This window comes from Delftia sp. ZNC0008, from assembly GCF_000799035.1.
Taxonomy (GTDB): Bacteria; Pseudomonadota; Gammaproteobacteria; order Burkholderiales; family Burkholderiaceae_C; genus Comamonas; species Comamonas tsuruhatensis.
The window spans coordinates 1-19703 of record NZ_JTKZ01000919.1; the positions used below are offsets into that span (position 1 = coordinate 1).

General features: G+C 69.0%; 17 protein-coding genes. 11 read left to right on the plus strand and 6 right to left on the minus strand.

Annotated features, from left to right (window positions below; all coding sequences use genetic code 11):
- The 4 genes from L995_RS29650 to L995_RS29665 all read left to right on the plus strand — a co-directional run.
- Positions 1–1830 (plus strand): hybrid sensor histidine kinase/response regulator (locus L995_RS29650; protein WP_047475032.1); only part of this gene is annotated, 1830 nt, incomplete at its 5' end.
- A 93-nt stretch (positions 1831–1923) separates the two neighbouring features.
- Positions 1924–3201: a Zn-dependent hydrolase gene (locus L995_RS29655; RefSeq protein ID WP_047475034.1), complete on the plus strand. Its 1278-nt coding sequence runs from the start codon at positions 1924–1926 to the stop codon at positions 3199–3201.
- Positions 3202–3455: 254 nt separating this feature from the next.
- The gene (locus L995_RS29660; protein ID WP_047475036.1) at positions 3456–4439 is read left to right on the plus strand and encodes a Bug family tripartite tricarboxylate transporter substrate binding protein; all 984 of its coding nucleotides are present in this window, start codon (positions 3456–3458) and stop codon (positions 4437–4439) included.
- Positions 4440–4499: 60 nt separating this feature from the next.
- Positions 4500–5054 carry a bacteriohemerythrin gene (locus L995_RS29665; protein WP_227468561.1) on the plus strand — a complete coding sequence of 185 codons (555 nt, stop codon included), beginning with the start codon at positions 4500–4502 and terminating at the stop codon, positions 5052–5054.
- 90 nt (positions 5055–5144) lie between these two features.
- On the opposite strand, the gene L995_RS29670 is transcribed toward L995_RS29665, so the two are convergent.
- From L995_RS29670 to pobA, 3 genes are all read right to left on the minus strand, one after another.
- The gene (locus L995_RS29670; protein WP_016446360.1) at positions 5145–5582 is read right to left on the minus strand and encodes a universal stress protein; all 438 of its coding nucleotides are present in this window, start codon (positions 5580–5582) and stop codon (positions 5145–5147) included.
- A gap of 99 nt (positions 5583–5681) precedes the next feature.
- Positions 5682–6464, minus strand: a complete 783-nt coding sequence (locus tag L995_RS29675; protein ID WP_016451485.1) for a 2OG-Fe dioxygenase family protein — start codon at positions 6462–6464, stop codon at positions 5682–5684.
- A gap of 131 nt (positions 6465–6595) precedes the next feature.
- Entirely contained in the window at positions 6596–7771 is a 1176-nt protein-coding gene (pobA, locus tag L995_RS29680) for a 4-hydroxybenzoate 3-monooxygenase (protein ID WP_013801914.1), read from the minus strand.
- A 170-nt stretch (positions 7772–7941) separates the two neighbouring features.
- On the opposite strand from pobA, the gene L995_RS29685 reads away from it, so the two are divergent.
- A complete protein-coding gene (locus L995_RS29685; RefSeq protein WP_016446366.1) occupies positions 7942–8724 on the plus strand; it encodes an IclR family transcriptional regulator domain-containing protein in 783 nt (260 codons plus the stop codon).
- Between the two features lie 40 nt (positions 8725–8764).
- Here L995_RS29685 and L995_RS29690 read toward each other — a convergent pair whose 3' ends face one another.
- Complete coding sequence (locus L995_RS29690; RefSeq protein ID WP_043792929.1) at positions 8765–9664, minus strand: LysR family transcriptional regulator; 900 nt, start codon at positions 9662–9664, stop codon at positions 8765–8767.
- A 204-nt stretch (positions 9665–9868) separates the two neighbouring features.
- Here L995_RS29690 and L995_RS29695 point away from each other — a divergent pair, with 204 nt between their 5' ends.
- Positions 9869–10876 carry a Bug family tripartite tricarboxylate transporter substrate binding protein gene (locus L995_RS29695; RefSeq protein WP_047475041.1) on the plus strand — a complete coding sequence of 336 codons (1008 nt, stop codon included), beginning with the start codon at positions 9869–9871 and terminating at the stop codon, positions 10874–10876.
- 75 nt (positions 10877–10951) lie between these two features.
- Here L995_RS29695 and L995_RS29700 read toward each other — a convergent pair whose 3' ends face one another.
- On the minus strand, positions 10952–12094 hold the full coding sequence (locus tag L995_RS29700) for a DSD1 family PLP-dependent enzyme (RefSeq protein ID WP_047475042.1): 1143 nt from the start codon (positions 12092–12094) through the stop codon (positions 10952–10954).
- Between the two features lie 11 nt (positions 12095–12105).
- Positions 12106–12510 (minus strand): GFA family protein, encoded by a 405-nt coding sequence (locus L995_RS29705; protein WP_016446370.1) that lies wholly within the window; start codon positions 12508–12510, stop codon positions 12106–12108.
- A gap of 110 nt (positions 12511–12620) precedes the next feature.
- Between L995_RS29705 and L995_RS29710 the strand changes: the two genes are divergently transcribed.
- From L995_RS29710 to L995_RS29730, 5 genes are all read left to right on the plus strand, one after another.
- Complete coding sequence (locus L995_RS29710; protein ID WP_017404809.1) at positions 12621–13160, plus strand: DUF6886 family protein; 540 nt, start codon at positions 12621–12623, stop codon at positions 13158–13160.
- Between the two features lie 165 nt (positions 13161–13325).
- Positions 13326–17414: a TOMM system kinase/cyclase fusion protein gene (locus tag L995_RS29715; RefSeq protein WP_047475043.1), complete on the plus strand. Its 4089-nt coding sequence runs from the start codon at positions 13326–13328 to the stop codon at positions 17412–17414.
- Positions 17415–17431: 17 nt separating this feature from the next.
- Positions 17432–18217, plus strand: coding sequence for a BMA_0021/BMA_0022 family TOMM bacteriocin (locus tag L995_RS29720; RefSeq protein WP_016446373.1), 786 nt, complete (start codon positions 17432–17434; stop codon positions 18215–18217).
- A 37-nt stretch (positions 18218–18254) separates the two neighbouring features.
- Positions 18255–19058 carry a class I SAM-dependent methyltransferase gene (locus L995_RS29725; protein ID WP_047475044.1) on the plus strand — a complete coding sequence of 268 codons (804 nt, stop codon included), beginning with the start codon at positions 18255–18257 and terminating at the stop codon, positions 19056–19058.
- Positions 19051–19703, plus strand: a 653-nt coding sequence (locus L995_RS29730; protein ID WP_047475045.1) for a TOMM precursor leader peptide-binding protein, incomplete at its 3' end; no start/stop codon positions are given. The genes L995_RS29725 and L995_RS29730, both read left to right, overlap by 8 nt.

The following is a 19703-nucleotide window of genomic DNA, read 5'->3' on the forward strand; positions in this document are numbered from 1 at the left end:
CCGCGTATCCGGCGCCAGCGGCCCGATCTCGTGATTGCCGACGTGATGATGCCCGTGCTCGACGGCTTCGAGCTGCTGCATGCGCTGCGCAGCGACGAGGCCACGCGCTCCATCCCCGTCATCATGCTGTCCGCGCGTGCAGGCCAGGAGGCCCAGGTCGAAGGCCTGCGCGCAGGCGCGGACGACTACCTGGTCAAGCCCTTTTCGGCGCGCGAGCTGCTGGCGCGCGTCGCCTCGCTGCTGCAGCTCGAGCGCGTGCGCGAGCAGGCCCATGCCGCCCTGCGCGCCAACGAGAAAAGGCTGCGCGCCATCATCGACCAGATGCCGGCGGGCGTGGGCGTGTCCGACATGGGCGGCACCATGGTGCTCAGCAATGCGCTCATGGACCGATTCGTCCCGCGCGCCATCCCGTCCACCCTTGCCGACCGCGTGCAGCGCTGGCGCGGCTGGGACGACAAGGGCCGGCCCATACCGCCCGAGAACTGGCCCGGCAGGCGCGCGCTGCGCGGCGAGGTGGTCATGCCGGGGCTGGAAATGCTGCACACCGACGACGAGGGCCGCGAATGGTGGATGCGCGTCAGCGCCGCTCCGCTGCGCGATGACGGCGGGCAGCTCGTGGGCACCTGCTCCATCATCCAGGACATCACCGAACTCAAGCGCGCCGAGCAGCACCTCAGGGAGGCCGACCGGCGCAAGGACGAGTTCCTGGCAACCCTGGCCCACGAGCTGCGCAATCCGCTGGCACCCATCAGCCACGGCCTGCAAATCCTCAAGCGCACCGCCCATGGCGACGACAGCGCGCGCCGCAGCCAGGAGATGCTGGAGCGCCAGGTCAACCACATGGTGCGCATGGTGGACGACCTGCTGGAGGTCTCGCGCATCACCACGGGCAAGGTCCAGCTGCGCAAGGAGGTGGTGGAGCTGAACAACGTGCTGCAAGGCGTGGCGGCGGCCAGCCATGCGGTCATGGAATCCGGCGGCCACCAGCTTCGGCTGGAGCTGCCCGCCGAGACCCTGCTGCTGCCGGCCGACCCCGTGCGGCTGGCGCAAATGGTCACCAACCTTCTCAACAATGCCGCCAAGTACACCGATCCCGGCGGCCACATCGTGCTGGCGGCCTGGGCAGAGGGTGCGCAGGCCGTGATCTCCGTGCGTGACGACGGCATAGGCATCCCCGCCGCGCTGCTGGACAGGATCTTCGACATGTTCATGCAGGTGGACCGCGGCGGCCGCCGGGGCCAGGGGGGCCTGGGCATCGGCCTGACCCTGGTGCGCAGCCTGGTGGAGATGCACGGCGGCAGCGTGCAGGCTCTCAGCGAAGGTCCGGGCCAGGGCAGCGAATTGCGGCTGCGCCTGCCCTTGCCGGCCCATGCACCTGCCGATGCATCCGCCCATGCACCCGCCGATGTGCCCTCCCTGCCCGGACCGGCCGCAGGCGCGCAGTCCGGGGATGCGCCAGCCTTCGGCCGCATCCTGGTGGTCGATGACAACGCGGACGCCGCCGACACCCTGTCCATGCTGCTAGGGCTGCTGGGAGCCGAGGTCGAGATCGCCCGCGACGGCCCCGGCGCGCTGGCCATGCACGACGCCTTCAGGCCCGACGTCGTGCTGCTGGACATCGGCCTGCCCGGCATGGACGGCCTGGAAGTTGCGCGCCGCATCCGCGCCCGGCAGGGCCGCGACCAAGTCCTGCTGATCGCCCTCACGGGCTGGGGGCAGGAGGATGACCTGAGACGATCGCGCGAGGCCGGCATGGACCACCACCTGGTCAAGCCCGTGAGCTTCGACACGCTGGAGCGGCTGCTCAGGAGCCTGCGCACGTCTGCATGAGCACCGCCTTTGCGCGCGACAATCCCCGCTTCGCCCAGCCTGCCTGCGCCGCCTGCGCGGCTCGCGCGCCTGCCGCAGAACTCACCGAGACCCATGACCGCCCTGCCCCCCATCAATGCCGAGCGCCTTTGGCGCCGTGTCCAGACCCTGTCCACCTTCACCCTGCCCGACCGGCCCTGGACCCGCCGCGCCTTCTCGCCCGAGTTCGACCAGGCCCGCGCCTGGCTGCGCGCCGAGTTCGCGGCCGCGGGCATGCAGGTGCATCTGGATGAAGGCGGCAATCTGGTCGGCCGCCTGCCGGCGGCCCAGGCCGCTGCGGGCGGCGCAGAACGCGCCCCCATCTCCACCGGCTCGCACTGCGACACCGTGATGATGGGCGGGCGCTTCGACGGCATCATCGGCGTGCTGGCCGGCATCGAGGTGGCGCACTGCCTGCATGAAAACGGCATCGCCCTGCAGCACCCGTTCGAGGTGATCGACTTCCTGTCCGAGGAGCCCAGCGACTACGGCATCTCCTGCATCGGCAGCCGCGCGCTGTCGGGCAAGCTGGACGCCGCCATGCTGGCCGCCCGCAACCCGCAAGGCGAAACCCTGGCCGAAGGCATGCGGCGCATCGGCGCACGGCCCGAGGCGCTGCACCGCCCGCTGCGCAGCGCCGGCGGCACGGCCGCCTTCGTGGAGCTGCACATAGAGCAGGGCCCGGTGCTGGAGCAGCGCGGCCTGCCCATTGGCGTGGTGACGAACATCGTGGGCATACGCCGCGTGGGCTTCACCGTGCACGGCCAGGCCGACCACGCAGGCACCACGCCCATGGACATCCGACAGGACGCGCTGGTGGGCGCGGCGCGCATCATCGATGCGGCCAACCGCAAGGCCGCTGCGCTCAATGGCCAGCCCCACTATGTGGTGGCCACCGTGGGCCGGCTCTCGCTCACGCCCAATGCCTCCAATGCCGTGCCCGGCCTGGTCGAGATGATGATGGAAGTGCGCAGCGACCACGCCGGCGTGCTGGAGCGCTTTCCCGAGGAACTGCTGGCCGAAGTCCTGCCCGGCCTGGCCGCCCTGCGCGTGCGTGCCGAGATGGCCGACGTGAGCCGCTCCCAGCCCACGGACTGCGCTGGCCTGGTCATGCAGGGCGTGGAGCAGGCCTGCGACAACCTGGGCTACGCCCACATGCGCATGCCCAGCGGCGCCGGCCATGACGCCGTCTACATGTCGCCCACCGGCCCCATGGGCATGATCTTCATCCCCTGCCTCCACGGCCGCAGCCACGCGCCCGAGGAATGGATAGAGCCGTCCCAGCTGCTGGACGGCACCCGGGTGCTGTACGAGACGGTGCGCGTGCTGGACAGGCAGTTGGCGCAGGGCTGAGCGCCTGGCCTGCGGCCAGGCACCAAGGCGGCATAAAATAGCCCGCTTCCCTCTGGAGCAGGCACAAGCTGCTCCTTGGTGGAAGCCCCTGTGGCACAGATTGCGGAAATCCGCCCAAATAGCGGGTTTCCCAATGCAAGATGGCGGAACCACCCTCCCCGATCATCGACAACCCACCGCATGGGCGGCCCGGCACTGCCGGTCCGCTGCGAGAGGGTTGCACCGCCCCATCAGACCCTGGAGTTTCTTCTTTCATGTTCCGCCAACTGATCACCTGCACCGCCGTGGCCGCCGCCATGGGCCTGAGCTTTTCCGCAGCCGCCCAAGGCGCGGCGGCCGACTATCCGAACAAGCCCGTGCGCATGATCGTGCCCTTCCCGCCCGGCGGCGGCACCGACATCCTCGCGCGCGTGGTGTCCAACAAGCTCACCGAAGTCAGCAAGTGGACCGTGGTGCCCGACAACCGCGCGGGCGCAGGCGGCACCATCGGCATCACCGAGGCCGCCAAGGCAGCGCCCACGGGCTACGACATGGTCATGGGCCAGAAGGACAACGTGGTCCTGGGCCCCTACCTCTACAAGAACCTGCCCTGGAACCCGGTCAAGGACCTGGTGCCCGTGGCCCACGTGGCCTACACGCCCATCGTGATCGCCACCAGCGTGAACTCGCCCTACAAGACCCTGGCCGACATCTTGGCCGCTGCCAAGCAGCACCCGGGCAAGGTGACCTACGGCTCGCCGGGCAATGGCACCAGCATCCACCTCTCGGGCGTGCTGCTGGAGAAAGCGGCGGGCATCCAGCTGGTGCACGTGCCCTACAAGGGCTCCAATCCGGCCCTGATGGATGCGCTGGCCGGCAACGTGGATCTGCTGGTGTCCTCCGTGCCCTCGGCCATCGGCCAGATCAAGGCCGGCAAGCTGCGCGCCATCGCCGTGACCTCGGCCAAGCGCTCGTCCTCGCTGCCCGACACGCCCACGCTGGCCGAATCGGGCCTCAAGGGCTTTGACGTGAGCACCTGGTACGGCCTGTTCATGCCCAAGGGCACGCCCACGGCCATCGTGACCAAGGTCAACGCCGAAGTGAACAAGCTGCTGGCCATGCCCGAAGTGCGCGACGCCATCCAGACCCAGGGCGCCGAGCCCCAGTCCATGACCGTGGCCGACTTCGACAAGATGTTCCAGGCCGACTTCAGGCAGTCCAAGCAGATCGTCGAGTCCTCGGGCGCCAAGATCGAGTGACGCCGCGTCTCCTTGATGCAGATCAGACTGATCTGCATCAAGGGGCGATGTGACAGTCCCGTGAATACTTCTCCGGAAATCACCGAATTCCTGGAGAACGCCATGGCATTGCTGGTCTGGGTCCCCGAGCTGGACACCGGAATTGCAGAGATCGACAGGCAGCACCGCCGCATCGTCGACTACATCAACAAGCTCTACGAGCTGCGTTCCTCGCCCGACCGCGAGGCCCTGGGCGATGTCATCGGCGAGATGATCGACTACACCGTCTCGCACTTCGTGTTCGAGGAAAGCCTGATCGAGAGCGCCGGCTACATGTTCGCCGGCCCGCACAAGAAGGTGCACGAGCTGTTCACCCGCCGCGTGATCGAGATGCAGACCCGCTTCGATGCCGGCGAGGACGTGGCCGCCGAGCTGCACGGCATGCTCTCGCGCTGGCTGTTCAACCACATCCGCAACGAAGACACCGGCTACGTGGACTCGGCCAAGGCCTATCTGCGCATGGCGCGCGAGTCCAGTCCTGCCGCCGAGAAGGAAAGGCTCAAGAACGAAGTGCTGCAGGAACTGGAACTGCAGCGCAAGAAAAAGGGCTGGCTGGCACGGCTGCTCAATCGCTGATCGCCCTCTCTCCCTGCAGCGCACCAATAAAAACGGCTCCCGAGGGAGCCGTTGACGTTTCACCCGGCGAAGGGCCGAGCGGTCCGGTGATTACTCGCGCACCACCAGCACCGGCACGCGCACGGCGCCCAGCACGCGCTGGGTCACGCTGCCCAGCATCAGCTTTTCCAGGCCACGGCGGCCTTGCGAGCCCATGATGATCAGGTCGGCGCCCGTGCTCTCGAGCACGCGCACGATGCCTTCGTGCACCGCATGGCCTTCGCCCACCACGGTGGTGGCGGTGATGCCGGCCTCGTCGGTGATCTTCTTGACGGCGTCCAGCGTGGTGTTGGCCTCGGCCGTGGCCGCGCTCAGGTACTGCGACTGGCCGTAGGCGAAGTCGGCGCCCACGCCCGTGAACGGATAGGGGTCCACCACGTAGACCGCCGTCAGCGTGCTGCCAAAGACCTTGGCCAGCTCCACGCCCTTGTGGACCGCCAGCATCGAGCTGTTGGAGCCGTCCACGGGAACCAGGATGTGCTTGAACATGCGTTTTCTCCTTTGTGCTTGGCCGCCCTCAGGAATCGGGGGCGGCCGGGTCGATGAACCAAAGTGTGCGCCCATCATGCGCCAGCGTCTTGAGCTGCATCAATCCTTGCGGCGACGCGTCAGCTCCGAGCCCTGGAAACCCTGGCGGCGATAGGTCAGCACCAGGGTATCGCGCACACCGCCCGGCTGCTCGGGCTGTATGGGCGTGGTCTCGTGGATCATGCGGGCATCGTCCAGCAGCATTACCGACCAGGGCTCGGTCAGCGTGAAGCGCTGGCCGCTGGGGCCCGTGGCCTCGAAAATGCGCGTCTCGCCGCCCTTCACGCCCTCGCGCCCGACCAGGATCACGGCCACCAGGTCCACGCCGTCGCGGTGCGCGCCTTCGGGGGTGGGCCGGCCAATGCCGTCCGTGGTGTCGATGCGGAACTGGTGGGACTCGATGAACCAGCGCTCGTGCTGCACATCATCGCCCTGGGCGCAGAACACCTGGTCGGACAGGCCCGCCAGCGCCAGCAGCAGGCGGCTCCAGGTGGCGCTTTGCGCCGTGGCATCGCGCATGGGCTCGAACATGCGCAGCATGCCGCCATGCAGGGCGTTGTACTCCACCGGCTGCCAGTGCGCGCGGTGCTCCACCTGCTGCAGCCCGTCCTGCCCGGCGATGAAGCAGGAATGGCGGCGACGCCGGTAGCGGCCCCCGTCCTTGAGAAAGGCATCGGGCGGCAGCTGGGCCCAGTCGGCATCGAGCGCATGCAGCTCGGTCAAGGACACGCCCGCCCAGGCCGCGAATTCGTCGGGGCGCAGCACCGCATAGCCTGCGTCGCGCAGCGACTGCGCTGCATTCTGGGGAGCGATATAGGGAGGGGGAAACGTGATGTGCGCCATAACCTGCCAAGCTTACTCCTCGCCCGTGCCCGTCCGGGCGAGGCGGCCTGCAAATTTGCGCAATGCTGTGGCGACAGGCGCGCATCAATGCGGGCGCAGCCTCGGCGGCGCCCGGGGCCTCACGCCGGCCCTCACACCAGCGGCAACCCCACATAGTTCTCCGCCAGCGAGGTCGAGCCTGCACGGGAGTTAACGATGTAGTCCAGCTCCGCCTCCTGCACCTTGGTGTCGAAGCCGCCCGCGTCGGGGAAGCGGTGCATGAGCGAGGTCATCCACCACGAAAAGCGCTCGGCCTTCCAGACGCGGCGCAGGCATTGCTCGGAATAGCCGTCGATGCCTTCGGGCGCCTTGTCGCGGTAGTACTGCGCGAAGGCGCTGGACAGGTAGCCCACGTCCGAGGCGGCCAGGTTCAGGCCCTTGGCGCCCGTGGGCGGCACGATGTGGGCCGCGTCGCCGGCCAGGAACAGGCGGCCGAAGCGCATGGGCTCGGTCACGAAGCTGCGCAGCGGGGCAATGCTCTTTTCCAGCGAGGGACCGGTCACCAGGCGCTCGCGGGCCTCGGGGTCCAGGCGCAGGCGCAGTTCGTTCCAGAAGGCTTCGTCGCTCCAGTCCTCCACTTTCTCGGTCAGCGGCACCTGCAGGTAGTAGCGGCTGCGCGTGGCGCTGCGCTGGCTGCACAGTGCGAAGCCGCGCTCGGTCTGGGCGTAGATCAGTTCGTGCGAGACGGGCGGCGTGTCCGACAGCAGGCCCAGCCAGCCGAAGGGGTAGACCTTCTCGAAGGTGCGCACCTTGTCCTGGGGCACGCTGGCGCGGCAGATGCCGTGAAAGCCGTCGCAGCCGGCGATGAAGTCGCATTGCAGCTCATGGACCTGGCCGTCCTTTTCGTAGCGCACGACGGGGCTGTCGCCATCGAAGCCCACGGGCTGCACGTTGCTGGCCTCGTAGACCGTGGTCAGGCCCTCGGCGGCGCGCACTTCCATCAGGTCGCGCGTGACCTCGGTCTGGCCGTAGACCATGACGCGCTTGCCGCCGGTCAGGCCGTGCAGGTCGATGCGGTGACGCTGGCCGCCGAACAGCAGCTCGATGCCGTCGTGCGGCAGGCCTTCGGCGCGCATGCGGGCATCGGCGCCGGCCTGCTCCAGCAGGTCCACGGTGACCTGTTCGAGCACGCCGGCGCGGATGCGTCCCAGCACGTAGTCGGCGCTGCGCTGCTCGATGATGACGTTGTCTATGCCTGCGCGGTACAGCAGCTGGCCGAGAAGCAGGCCGGCAGGGCCTGCGCCGATGATGGCGACTTGGGTACGCATTGATCTGTCTCCGTTGCGTTGTTCGATGTCATGGCCGGTTCATGCCATGGCCTGGTCCCAAGACTAGTTTTGAGGCAGCGCAAAGACGAGGGGCTGGCACATGAGTTGCGCGGTGATCGCGCAATCTGCGCGACAATCGCGCACTACCTGCATGCACGCCCTCCCCGCCCATGAACCAGCCCTTTCCCATCGACCCGGATGACTTCATCGCCGGACTGGCCAAGGGCCTGGCCGTGCTGGAGAGCTTCGACACCGAGCGCCAACGCCTGAACGCCACCATGGCGGCCGAGCGCTCGGGCATCACGCGCACGGCCGCGCGCCGCCATCTGCTGACGCTGGCGCACCTGGGTTACCTGGAGACGGACGGCAGCCATTTCTGGCTGGCACCCAAGGTGCTGCGGCTGTCGGGCAGCTACCTGGCCTCGGCGCGGCTGCCGCGCATCGTCCAGCCCGTGCTCTACCGGCTGGCGGCGCAGACCCAGTTGTCGTTTTCCTGCGTGGTGCGCGATGGCCACGAAGTGGTCATCGTCGCGCGCAGCGCCCTGCACGAGCGCGGCCAACGCCTCATGGCCCACGGCCTGCACCTGGGCAGCCGCCTGCCCGCCCACGCCACCTCCACGGGCCGCGTGCTGCTTGCCGCGCTGCCTGCGGCCGAGCTCAGGCAATGGCTGGCATCGCACGATCTGCGGCGCCTGACCGCCCACACGGTCACCGACAGCGCAGCGCTCGAAGGCGTGCTGGACGAAGTGCGCCGACAGGACTTCTGCCTGGCCCTGGAAGAGCATGAGCTGGCCGTGCAGGCCCTGGCCGTGCCGCTGCGCAACATGGAGGGCCGCACGGTGGCCGCGCTCAACATCGTGACCTCGCCCCAGCGCATGGCGCCGGCCGACATGGTGGCCGAGCTGCTGCCGCTGCTGCAGGAGGCGGCGCGGGAGCTGCGGCCGTTGCTCTGAGGCCTGCTGACCTGCGACCTGCCGCCGTCGCTGCAACCGCTCAGAGCGGCGCGCACACCAGCCGGCTCAGTTCGCGCAGGGCCAGAGAAGTCTTGCGGATCAGCGGCGTGGCCTTTTTCTTGGCCGACTGCGCCAGGCACAGCGTGCTCACCACGTGGGGCGATTCGATGGGAATGCCCACCAGCTCGGCATCGGTCAGGTGGCTGCGCATGGCGCTGTCGGTCAGCGCGGCGTAGCCGTAGCCGCCGCGCACCAGGTCCAGGATGGCCGGCACGCTGGACACTTCCCAGACCACGTTGAGCTTGACCTGGGACAGCGTGGCCTGGGCCTCCATCAGCTTGCGGAAGATCTGGCCGTGCTGCGGCATGATCAACGGAAACTGCGACAGCTCGTCAAAGCGCACGCTGCTGCGCCCGCCCAGCGTGCGCGTCGGGCCGATCAGGCACAGGCGCTCTTCCAGCACGGGCGTGACCTCGATGTGCGGATGCGGCTCGGGCGTATAGACCAGGCCCAGATCCATGCGGCCCGAGGTCAGCCATTCGGCGATGTTCATGGAAAAGCCCTCGACCACGGCCAGCCGGGCCTTGGGCATGTCCTTGCTGAACAGGTCGATCAGCGGCAGCGTCAGGCGCCGCGCCAGGCTGGGCGGCAGGCCTACCACGATGCGGCCCACGGGCTCGTCGCGCTGGCTGCCCAGATCCTCCTTGGCCAGCGCCACGCGCTGCATGATGGCGTGGCCGTGCTCCAGCAGGCGGCGGCCGGCGTCGGTCAGGGTCACGCCGCGGCCGGTGCGTATCAGCAGGGTTTCGCGCAGCTCGGTCTCCAGCGCCCGCACCTGGCGGCTCAGTGCGGGTTGCGCCGTCTCCAGCAGCACGGCCGCCTTGCTGAAGCTGCCGGTCTCGGCCACATGCACGAACGTCTCTATCTGCTGCAAATTCATGTTCTCTCGCCTCCTCACTTATGCCATTTTGCTATAGCTGCTAGCGCCAGCTATGGCTAGGTGCTTTGCAACGAACTGACACAATGCGGCGACTGGATGATCCAGCCGCTCCCGCAAGAGAGCGTAAAAACAAGAGCAGCCTGTGCCTTGCCGGCATAGGACCAAGCCCCCCCAGCAAGCCCAACAGCGACTCGGAGACAAACCATGAAAGACAGCGCCTTCCGCATCAATCGCCGCCAGGCGGGCCTCGCCCTTGGCGCCCTGGCCATGGGCGCCCTGGCACCCGCGCGTGCCCAGTCGGGTGCCGCCGCCAACTGGCCCACCAAGCAGGTGCGCATCATCAACCCCTTCCCCGTGGGCGGCGGGCCGGACGGCACCTCGCGCCTGGTGGCCGACAAGCTGGCGCGCCTGTGGAACCAGCCCGTCATCGTGGAAAACCGCCCGGGGGGCAACGGCTTCATCGCCATCGAGGCCTTCAAGCGCGGCGCCACCGACGGCACGGACATCATCCAGCTGGACAACGTCCACCTGGCCGCCTATCCCCACCTGTTCAAGAAACTGCCCTACAGCATCGACAAGGACTTCGAGGTCGTCCTGCCGCTGTTTCGCACCTTCTTCTTCGTCTGCGTGCCGGTCAACAGCCCCTACAAGACCGTGGCCGACCTGATTGCCGACGCCAAGGCGCGCCCCGGCAAGCTCAACTACGGCTCGTGGTCCGTGGGCAACCCGGTGCACCTGGGCTCGGCCCTGCTGGAGTCGCTGACGGGCACCAAGATGGAACACGTCATCTACAAGGAAACCAGCCAGCTGTACACCAGCGTGGCCACGGGCGAGCTGGCCTTTGCGCTGGGCTCCTCGGGCACGGCCGGCCCGCTGATGCGCTCGGGCAAGCTGCGCTTCCTGGCCGTGCTGGCGCCCCACCGCCTCAAGGGCTATGAAGACGTGCCCACCGTGGCCGAGTCCGGCGGCCCGGCCGATGCCGTGGTCACCGGCTGGAATGCCTTTGCCGTCTCCAAGTCCACGCCGCCGGCCGTGGTCGAGAAGATCCGCCAGGACACCATGAAGGCCCTGCGCGAGCCCGACATCCAGCCCAAGTTCCAGACCTTCGGCTACGAGAACTACTTTCCCACGCCCGAAGAGTTCAAGGCCTTCATCGTCGAGGAAAACAAGCGCTTTGGCGACGTGATCCGCCGCGCCAAGATCGAGCTGTAAGCCACAGGCCACAGCAGGCCGCAGACGCAAAAAAGCCGCCGCGCCGCAAGGCCGGCGGCTTCTTTCATGCCGTCTTCAGCGCGACAGCCCGCGCGCCGCAATCGGCCACAGCGCGTGCACCGTGCCGCCCTGCAGCACCACCAGCTCGTCGTGCAGGTTGAATGTCGGGTCCACGTGCGAGGGCAGCAGCTGCAGCACGCTGCCCAGGGCGGGCGCCTGGGCGCCAGGCTCCACGCATACCACGCTGTGCTCGTCATTGATGGCCACGCAGCGCAGGCCCGGCGTGCCGTAGACGGCGGGCGGGCCGCATTCGGCCGAGGTGGATTTCAGGCCCGCATCGAGGATGACGCGGTCCGGCGCGGGCGTGCTCATCACCGTGGACAGCAGGAACAGGCTGCGGCGAAAGGCCAGCGCCCCGCCCCATTCGTTGGCGCCGTAGTCGCCATCCATGAAGGCATAGGAGCCCGGCTGCAGCTCGGTGTAGACGCCGCTGGCCGCATCGAACTCCACGCTGCCCGTGCCGCCGCCCGTGATGGTGTGGCAGGCCAGGCCGTTGTCGCGCAGCAGCTGCGCGCAGGCCGCCGCCCGGCTCGCAGCCTCCTGGCAGGCCTGCGCACGCTCTTCGCGGCTGCGCCGGTGCTGCACCGCGCCGTGGTAGGCCTGCAGGCCCGCGAAATTCAAGCCCGGCAGATCACGCGCCTGCCGCGCCAGGGCCAGCACGGCCTCGGCACCGGGCACGCCGCAGCGGCCCTGGCCCACGTCCACCTCGACGAGCACGTCGATCTCCACGCCCGCATGCGCCATGGCCTGGGACAGCTGCACCAGGTTGGCCGCGTTGTCCACGCACACGGCCATGCGCGCACTGCGCGCCAGCCGGGCCAGCAGCGCGTGCTTGGCCGGCCCCACGACCTCGTTGCTGATCAGGATGTCGCGCACGCCGGCCGCCACAAAGGGCAGCGCTTCGCTCACCTTCTGGCAGCAGATGCCGCGCGCGCCCAGCGCCAGCTGGCGCAGCGCGATCTGGGGGCACTTGTGCGCCTTGGCATGCGGGCGCAGCGCCACGCCATGGCGGTCGGCCCAGTCCTGCATGGTGCGCAGGTTGGCATCGAAGGCCGTCAGGTCCAGCGCCAGGCTGGGTGTGTCGATGCGATCAAGCGGATCGCCGGGCCGTGCGGCAGGCTCCATTGCCAGGCCGCTGGCGTCATCGTGCAGGGGCATGGGGCTGTGCCTCATTCCTGCGGGGGCGCGTACTGGGCGATGACCTCGGCCTCGGTCATGGTCGGCGTCTGGTTGGCGAAGTCGTAGTAGCCGGGCTTTCTGTCGATGTAGATCTGCGTGGCCAGCTCGAAGTCCTGCGACTCGAAGGCGCCGGCCGGCACGAAGTACTCGCCCGTGGCGTGCAGCCGGTAGTACAGGTGCGTGCCGCATTGCCTGCAGAAGGCGCGCTCGGCCCATTCGGAGGAGGCATAGGTGCCTATGTGCTCGCCGCCCTCGAACTTCACATCGGGCCCGCAATGCACCGCCAGCATGGGGCCACCGCCCCAGCGCCGGCAGTACCCACAGTGGCAGGCCCCGATTTCCCGGGCCTGGGGAGAGACAAAGCTGACTGCGCCGCAAAGACAGTGACCGTTCATGGTGCGTGGACCTTTCCGTGGGTTGCGAGTACCTGGGATTATTCACAGGTGTCGCGCATCATAGGGGATGGCGGGCCGCCTGCAAATCGCCGCGCCCTACACTGCGCGCCATGCGACTTTTTCATTTCAGCGAAGACGGGGACATCCGGCAGTTCCAACCCCGCCCGGTCCTGAAGGCGGCCCCCCGCCGCCAGGGGCAGGAGTGGCTCAACGGCCCCCTGGTGTGGGCCATCGCACAGACGCATCAGCGGCTGTACCTGTTTCCGCGCGAATGCCCGCGCATCGTCATATGGCCGCACGAGCACAGCACCAGCGAAGACAGGGCCCAATGGCTGAACGCCCTGCCCGATGGAGCGCTGGCCGTGGCCTATGTGGAGACCGCCTGGGCCGCGCGCCTGCAAGCGGCCCGGATACACCGGTACGAGCTGCCGGCCGATACATTTGAAAGCCTGGAGGACGCCGGCATGTACGTGAGCCGGCAGGCCGTGCAGCCCCTGCGCCGGGACCTGCTGGTCGATCTGCCGCAAGCAATAGCGGAATGCGGCACCGAACTGCGCATCGTCGATTCCCTGCAGCCGCTGCGCGGCGTCTGGGACAGCTCGCTGCATGCCAGCGGCATACGGCTGCGCAATGCGGCCAGCTGGGCCTGAGCGCCGGACGCCGCGGCGACGGCAACCATGGGCAAGCACGTAGGCAAAAACAGTCAATTGCATTCGGACGTACGCTATAGTAACGAACGGTATCAAAAGCACGGTCTGCCGTATGACAAATGGACGACTGGATACCCTCCAGGAGGATACCCAACAGAGGCTGAAATGCACGATGCCATCACCAACCCCACGCAAGCTGCGGTGACCCCGGTGGCGCCAGCCCCCCTGGAAATACCCGATTACGAACTGCTGGAAACCTTGGGATCGGGTGGCTACGGCACCGTCTACCGTGCGCGACACCGGCGCACGGGTGCATCGGTGGCCATCAAGGTCGTCAGGCTGCAGGAAGGCGGCCGCCAGGTGGAGCGCTTCCACCGCGAGACCATGCTGTGCGCGTCCCTGCACCATCCGCACATCGTCCAGTTGCTGGACAAGGGCGAGCAAGGCGACTGCGTCTACGGCGTCTTCGAATATGTGCCCGGCGAGACCCTCAAGAGCCTGATCCGCCGCCAGGGCGTGCTGACTGCCGCCGAGGCCGGCCGCCTCATGGCCGAGGTGCTCGATGCGCTGGACTGCGCGCATGCCGCCGGCATCGTGCACCGCGACCTCAAGCCCGACAACGTGATGGTCACCTCCACGGGCGCGGTGCGCCACGCCATGGTGCTGGACTTCGGCATTGGCACCGTGATCCCGCAGTTTGCCGGCCCGCAGGTCTCGCAGCTCACCATGGGCGACGAGTGCCTGGGCACGCCGGCCTACAGCGCGCCCGAGCAGCTGCGCGGCGAGCCGCCCAGCGCCCGCACCGACCTGTATGCCTGGGGGCTGATGTTCCTCGAATGCCTGACGGGCACGCCCGCCGTGCAGGGCGCCTCGGTGGCCGAGATCGTGCACCGCCAGCTCAGCCCGCAGGAAGTGCAGCTGCCGCCGGCCATCTCCACCCACCCCATCGCCGCCCTGCTGCGCAAGGCGCTCAAGAAGCGGCCTGCGGAGCGCAGCGACTCGGCGGCGGCCCTGCTCAGGGACCTCATGCGCGTGCGGCTGGACGATCTGGTGGGCCAGTTGCCCGCCGCCGCCCAGGTGCAGCAGGCGGACCTGACACGCACCGTGGCCACCACACGCGTGTTCTCCGAAGTGCGCCAGCTCACCGTGCTGTGCTGCAGCGTCTCCCTCTGGCCGGGCAGCGACACCCACGGCATGGACGGCACGACGGGCACCTCAAGCCAGCCCTCGCAGGGGCTGAACATCGAAGACATCGAACTGCTGCAGCGCGAGGAACTCACGCTGTTCTCCGACGTTGCCACCCGGCGCGGCGGCATGCTGGCGGGCACGCTGGGCGACCGCATGCTGGTGCTCTTCGGCTACCCGCACACCAGCGACACCGATGCCCGCCAGGCCGGCATGACGGCCCAGGAGCTGCTGACGCTCAGCCGCAGCCGCGCAGCCGCCATCGAGCAGGTCCACGGACTGCACCTCGGAATCCGCATGGGCCTGCACACCGGCATGGCCGTGGTGGTCGGCGGCGAAGCGCCCTCGGGCCATGCCGTCAACGTGGCCATGCGGCTGGAGGCCATCGCCGATGCGGGCACCCTGCTGGCCAGCGAAAGCAGCCACCGCCTGCTGTCGCGTCATGCGCGCTTCGAGAAGGCCGGCAGCCTGCGCCTGCCCGGCCAGCCCACGGGCATGCAGACCTATCGCCTGGAGCTGGAGCAGCCAGCCGAGCTACTGCAGGGACCTGTGTCCGATGCAGCCTTGCAGTGCATAGGCCGCGAACCCGAACTGCAGCGCCTGCACGACGCATGGGCGCGGGCCCGCGAAGCCGGGGGCAATGCGCTGTGGATTCGCGGCGAGCCGGGCATCGGCAAATCCTGCCTGGCCGACATGCTGCTCGTCCACGCCAGGACACAGGGCGCGAACACCGTGGTGCTGCAATGCCAGCCCGAGCATCGCAACACCGCGCTGACCCCTTTCCTGGGCCTGATACGGCAGCGGCTGGAGGCGGCCGATCCCCCGCAGGACCACCGCGAGCAGATGCGCGAAGCCCTGCGCGCCGCAGGCTGCGATGCCGAGGCCGCCCTGCCCATTCTGTGCGCCTGGCTCTCGCTGCCCCTGGGCGACTGCGAGCCCAGCCGCATCTCGGCCGTCATGCAAAGGGCGCTGCTGCTGCAGTCCACCGCGCAATGGCTGCTGCACATGTCCGAAGCCGAGCCCCTGCTGCTGGTCGTCGAGGACGTGCACTGGGCCGACCCCACCAGCATCGAACTGCTGGAGCAACTGGTAGCGCGCCTGCCCGGGCGGCGCGTGCTGCTGGTGCTCACGGCGCGTCCGCAATGGCAGCCGCCCGAAGGCCTGCAGGCCGAGTGCGTGGACGTGCGGCGCCTGGAAGACGCACAGGCCACCGAGCTGGCCCGCCAGACGCTGGCGCCGCGCAGGCTCAGCCCCGCCGTGATCCGCCACGTGGTGGAGCGCACCGACGGCGTGCCGCTGTTCATCCAGGAAATGGCGCGCATGCTGCTGGATGCCCACCTGGTGGAGCAGGACGGCGTCTGGGACTTTCGCCATGCCGGGCTGCCGGCCGCCATTCCGCTGACCCTGCGCGACTCGCTGGTCAGCCGCTTTGACCGCATCGGCCCGCTCAAGCCGCTGCTGCAACTGGCCGCCACCATGGGCCGGCACTTCGACTTCGGCCTGCTGTGCGCCTGCGTGGAACGCCCGCAAGGCGAGGTCGAGCAGGAACTGGCGCAGCTGGGCCAGGCCGGCCTGGTCATTGCCGATGAACGTGCGGGCGCCGGCGCCTTCATGTTCCGCCACGCGCTGATCCGCGACACGGCCTACGAATGCATGCTGGCATCGCAGCGCCGGCTGCTGCACCGCGACGTGGCCCTGGCCCTGATGCAACACCAGCCCCAGCGCGTTGCAGCGGAACCCGCAGGCGTGGCCCAGCACTGGGCGGACGCCGGAGACCACGCCCAGGCCGTGGCGCTTGCGGTGCGGCAGTTGCGCATCACGCAGCTGCGCTCGCTCAACGATGAAACCATTGCCTACGCGCGCCACATCGACGACTGGCTGCAACAGCTCCAGGGCGTGGCCCAGCGCGAGGCGCGGCTGGACGTCAACAGCTACGTGACCCAGGCGCTGATGAACAAGCACGGCTGGGCCCATGCCCAGGTGGTGGAAAGCATCGCGCTGTCGCAGGAGCTGCTGGCCGGCCCCGGCGCCAATGCGGTGGCCGACTACAAGCAGGTGCAGCACCTGTGGATGCTGATCACCTACCACCACGTGGCCAGCAACCGCGAGGAAGTGCGCCAGCTCAGCCACCGCCTGCTGGAGCAGGCCGTGCGCCAGCAGGACACGGGCGTGCTGGTGGCCGCCCAGACCTACCTGGGCCTGGCCCACTACTCCGACGGCCGATTCGAGCAGGCCGAAGAAGCGCTGACCGACGCCATCACCCGCTACGACCCCGTGGCCCATGCCCACCATGCGGCCGAGTTCGGCTTCGACACGCGCGTCTGGGCCACCTGCGGGCGCGCCCTGGTGCGCTGGTTCGCCGGCTTCGACCAGGCCGCGCTGGCCGATGCGAACGACGCCGTGCGCCTGGCGCACGAGGTCTCGCACATTCCCTCCCTGAGCATGGCCCTGCTCTACCAGGCCCTGGTCCACCAGGCGCGTGGCGACAAGGAAAGCGCCTTGGCCACCACGGGCGAGCTGCTGGACATCACGGCCCGCTACGGCCTGCCCGCGTTCTCGGGCTATGCGGACATCATCCGCTGCTGGGCGCTGGGTGACGGCGCAGGCAGCGCCAGCGCCGAGGGCATTGAACGCGCCAGCGGCACGGCGCAGCTGCTCTGGGACATGGGCTGCCGCTACTGCCAGACCTACTACCGCTCCTTCGTCGCCGAAATGCTGGCGGCCAGCGGGCGCTGGGCCGAGGCCCTGGACAAGATCGACGAATGCCTGCGCCTGGCCGACGTGCTGGACGAACGGCTGCACAGCAGCGAGCTGCACCTGAAGAAGGCCCGCTTCCTGCTGGCCATGGGCGCCGACCACACAGCCGTGCAGGACAGCCTGGCCCAGGCCGCCGGGACTGCGCGCACCGCCGGCAAGTACCGCACCGAAACCGAGGCGCTGGCCCTGTCGCAGGCCCTGGCACCCGCCAGGCCGGACGTGGCCGCGCGCCTGAGTGAGCTGGCCGCGCTGCGGCCTGAACTGTCCGTGCACCTGTCCGGGCCCCTGCCCGGCCAGGCGCATTTTTCTTGAACCGAGGATGAAGTCACATGACCACCCAGCTGCAGAATACTGAACCGTTGCTCGCATTCCGCCTTGCCTACCTGCGGGCCATCGCCCGCTCCTGGCAGGATGACGCCTACCGCCGTGACCTGCTGGGGCAGCGCGACATCCAGCCCATGCTGCACCGCGACTTCAACCTGCCGACCCAGTGGCCCCAGGTCGATGTGTCGCTGCGCCTGAGCGACGACCCCACCCAGCGCGCCGAATGGAAGCCCGTGCTCACGGCCGGCTGGATCGGTCCCGACGATGAATTCGTCATCGTCCTGCCCCAGGCGCCCCAGACCCATGCCTCCGAGGCCCTGGCCGCCTACTACCAGCTGTTCCCCAACTTCATGGGCGTGAGCACCTCGTTCGAGGAACCGAACAACGGCATGCTCAGGGCTGCCCTGCCCACGGGCCTGGGCATCCCCGGCGGCGGCCCCGACTCGCTGCTGGCCTTCGGCGGCGTGGTGCTGCGCGCCATCGCCCTGGCCTGGCAGTCGCCCGAGTTCCACGCGGAGCTGACGCGCGACGACGGCAAGGACAAGGCCCCCGTGCTGAGCCAATGGCTGGGCTACAACAACCCGTTCAACTTCCAGGTCCGCTTCGAGACCGAACAGGCCTTCACCTGGGACGCCGCGCGCGGCGAGTGGAACCTGCAGCGCGCAGACGGCACGGCCATCAAGAACGGCATCGTGCTGAACTACCCGGTGGCACCCGCCGAGCAGGACCTGTGGGCCATCGCCCTCACCTCCTACAACAACACCGGTGACGCCTATCCCTTCACCTGCTGATACGGCACCGGCGCAGCTGCAAGGGGCCACGACCACCTTGCTGCTGACTCTGGCGGCACGTGCCCGCGCTGCAGGTGCGGCAGCTCCCCCGGAGCTGCACGACCTGCCGCCCTTTGCCGACCCCGAGGCGTGCCGCATCGCGGCGGCGCTGCCCCAGGCCAGCGAGGCGCACGCCGCCGACCCCGCCTTTGTGCGCAGCGTGGTGCTGCGCACGCAGCTGTTCGACCGGCTCACCACGCAATTCCTGAGCGCGCATCCGTCCGGTCTGTGCATTGCGCTGGGCGCGGGCCTGTGCACGCGGCGCAGCCGCCTGGCGGCCCTGGCCGGCACCGCACGCTGGCTGAACGTGGACCTGCCCGACGCCATTGCGCTGCGCGATCAATACATGGACGGCGACGAAACCCGCCTTGCCTGCTCCATCCTCGACACCTCCTGGCTGGACGCCGCCGCCCTGCCCGGCAACCAGCCCGTTCTGGTGCTGCTCGAAGGCGTCTGCCCCTACCTTCCACAGGCGCCGCTGGAGGCCATGCTGCAGCAGCTGGCCCAGCGTTTTGCCGCGCCCGGCAGCCCGCCGTGTACCGTGGTGCTCGACCATGTGCACCCGGCCCTTGCACGGCTGCCCATGCAGGTGGGCGGCATGCGGCTGCCCGTCGTCTCCGGCTTTGCGGACGGCGCCCAGATGGAGCGCATCCACCCCGCCATCCGCATCAGCCTGCAGGAGCACCTGTATGCCCGGTTCTCGCAGCAGCACCAACTGTTCGAGACCGCCTTCCACGCCACCACCGGCCAGCATCCGTATGCCGTCGTCCGCCTTGAACTGGGAGCCCCGTCCCTTGCCTGAGCCTGCGGCCCCGGACCTGTTTGCCGACGCCTTCCGCTGGCACGAGAAATTCCTTTCCCCCGTGCAGCAGGGCGACCGCCTTTTGCTGACCAGCGAACGCGACACCCTGGCCCTGGGCTCCGCCGCCGTGCTGGCGCTCAACGCCCCGCTGCAGGCCGGCACCAGCCTCATGCAGCACTGCGCCACAGCGCCCGATGCGCCGCTTGCGCAGATGCTGCACGCCCTGGGCGCCCTGCTGCGCCAGGGCCTGGTACAGCCGGTGCTGCACAGCGACGTGAACGGCCACGGTTATCTGCAACCGGATTTCTCGGCCCCGCCCGTGCGCCTGCAGGCATCGGAGCAGATCGACATCGTCCTGCTGACTGCAGCGCTGGACAGCACAGCCGCCTGCCACTGGGCTGCGGCCGTGGCCACGCAGTCACCCGCCCCCGCCCCGCTCACCATCGTTTTCTGCGACGACTACCTGGACCCGCGCCTGGGCGCCATCGACGCCGGCCAGCGTGCCGCAGGCCGGCCCTGGCTGCTGGTCCGGCCCGCGGGCGAGCAGGCCATGGCCGGGCCCTTGTTCACGCCCCATGCCGGCACCGCATCGGCCTGCTGGCATTGCCTGGCGCACCGCTGGCAACGCAACCATCCCGCACGCGC

What these genes read in the sequence shown, in the direction of transcription:
- L995_RS29655 (WP_047475034.1), top strand. Translation starts at nt 1,924, where the DNA reads ATGACCGCCCTGCCCCCCATCAATGCCGAGCGCCTTTGGCGCCGTGTC.
- L995_RS29660 (WP_047475036.1), top strand. Translation starts at nt 3,456, where the DNA reads ATGTTCCGCCAACTGATCACCTGCACCGCCGTGGCCGCCGCCATGGGC.
- L995_RS29670 (WP_016446360.1), bottom strand. Translation starts at nt 5,582, where the DNA reads ATGTTCAAGCACATCCTGGTTCCCGTGGACGGCTCCAACAGCTCGATG.
- L995_RS29675 (WP_016451485.1), bottom strand. Translation starts at nt 6,464, where the DNA reads ATGGCGCACATCACGTTTCCCCCTCCCTATATCGCTCCCCAGAATGCA.
- pobA (WP_013801914.1), bottom strand. Translation starts at nt 7,771, where the DNA reads ATGCGTACCCAAGTCGCCATCATCGGCGCAGGCCCTGCCGGCCTGCTT.
- L995_RS29685 (WP_016446366.1), top strand. Translation starts at nt 7,942, where the DNA reads ATGAACCAGCCCTTTCCCATCGACCCGGATGACTTCATCGCCGGACTG.
- L995_RS29690 (WP_043792929.1), bottom strand. Translation starts at nt 9,664, where the DNA reads ATGAATTTGCAGCAGATAGAGACGTTCGTGCATGTGGCCGAGACCGGC.
- L995_RS29695 (WP_047475041.1), top strand. Translation starts at nt 9,869, where the DNA reads ATGAAAGACAGCGCCTTCCGCATCAATCGCCGCCAGGCGGGCCTCGCC.
- L995_RS29700 (WP_047475042.1), bottom strand. Translation starts at nt 12,094, where the DNA reads ATGCCCCTGCACGATGACGCCAGCGGCCTGGCAATGGAGCCTGCCGCA.
- L995_RS29705 (WP_016446370.1), bottom strand. Translation starts at nt 12,510, where the DNA reads ATGAACGGTCACTGTCTTTGCGGCGCAGTCAGCTTTGTCTCTCCCCAG.
- L995_RS29710 (WP_017404809.1), top strand. Translation starts at nt 12,621, where the DNA reads ATGCGACTTTTTCATTTCAGCGAAGACGGGGACATCCGGCAGTTCCAA.
- L995_RS29715 (WP_047475043.1), top strand. Translation starts at nt 13,326, where the DNA reads ATGCACGATGCCATCACCAACCCCACGCAAGCTGCGGTGACCCCGGTG.
- L995_RS29720 (WP_016446373.1), top strand. Translation starts at nt 17,432, where the DNA reads ATGACCACCCAGCTGCAGAATACTGAACCGTTGCTCGCATTCCGCCTT.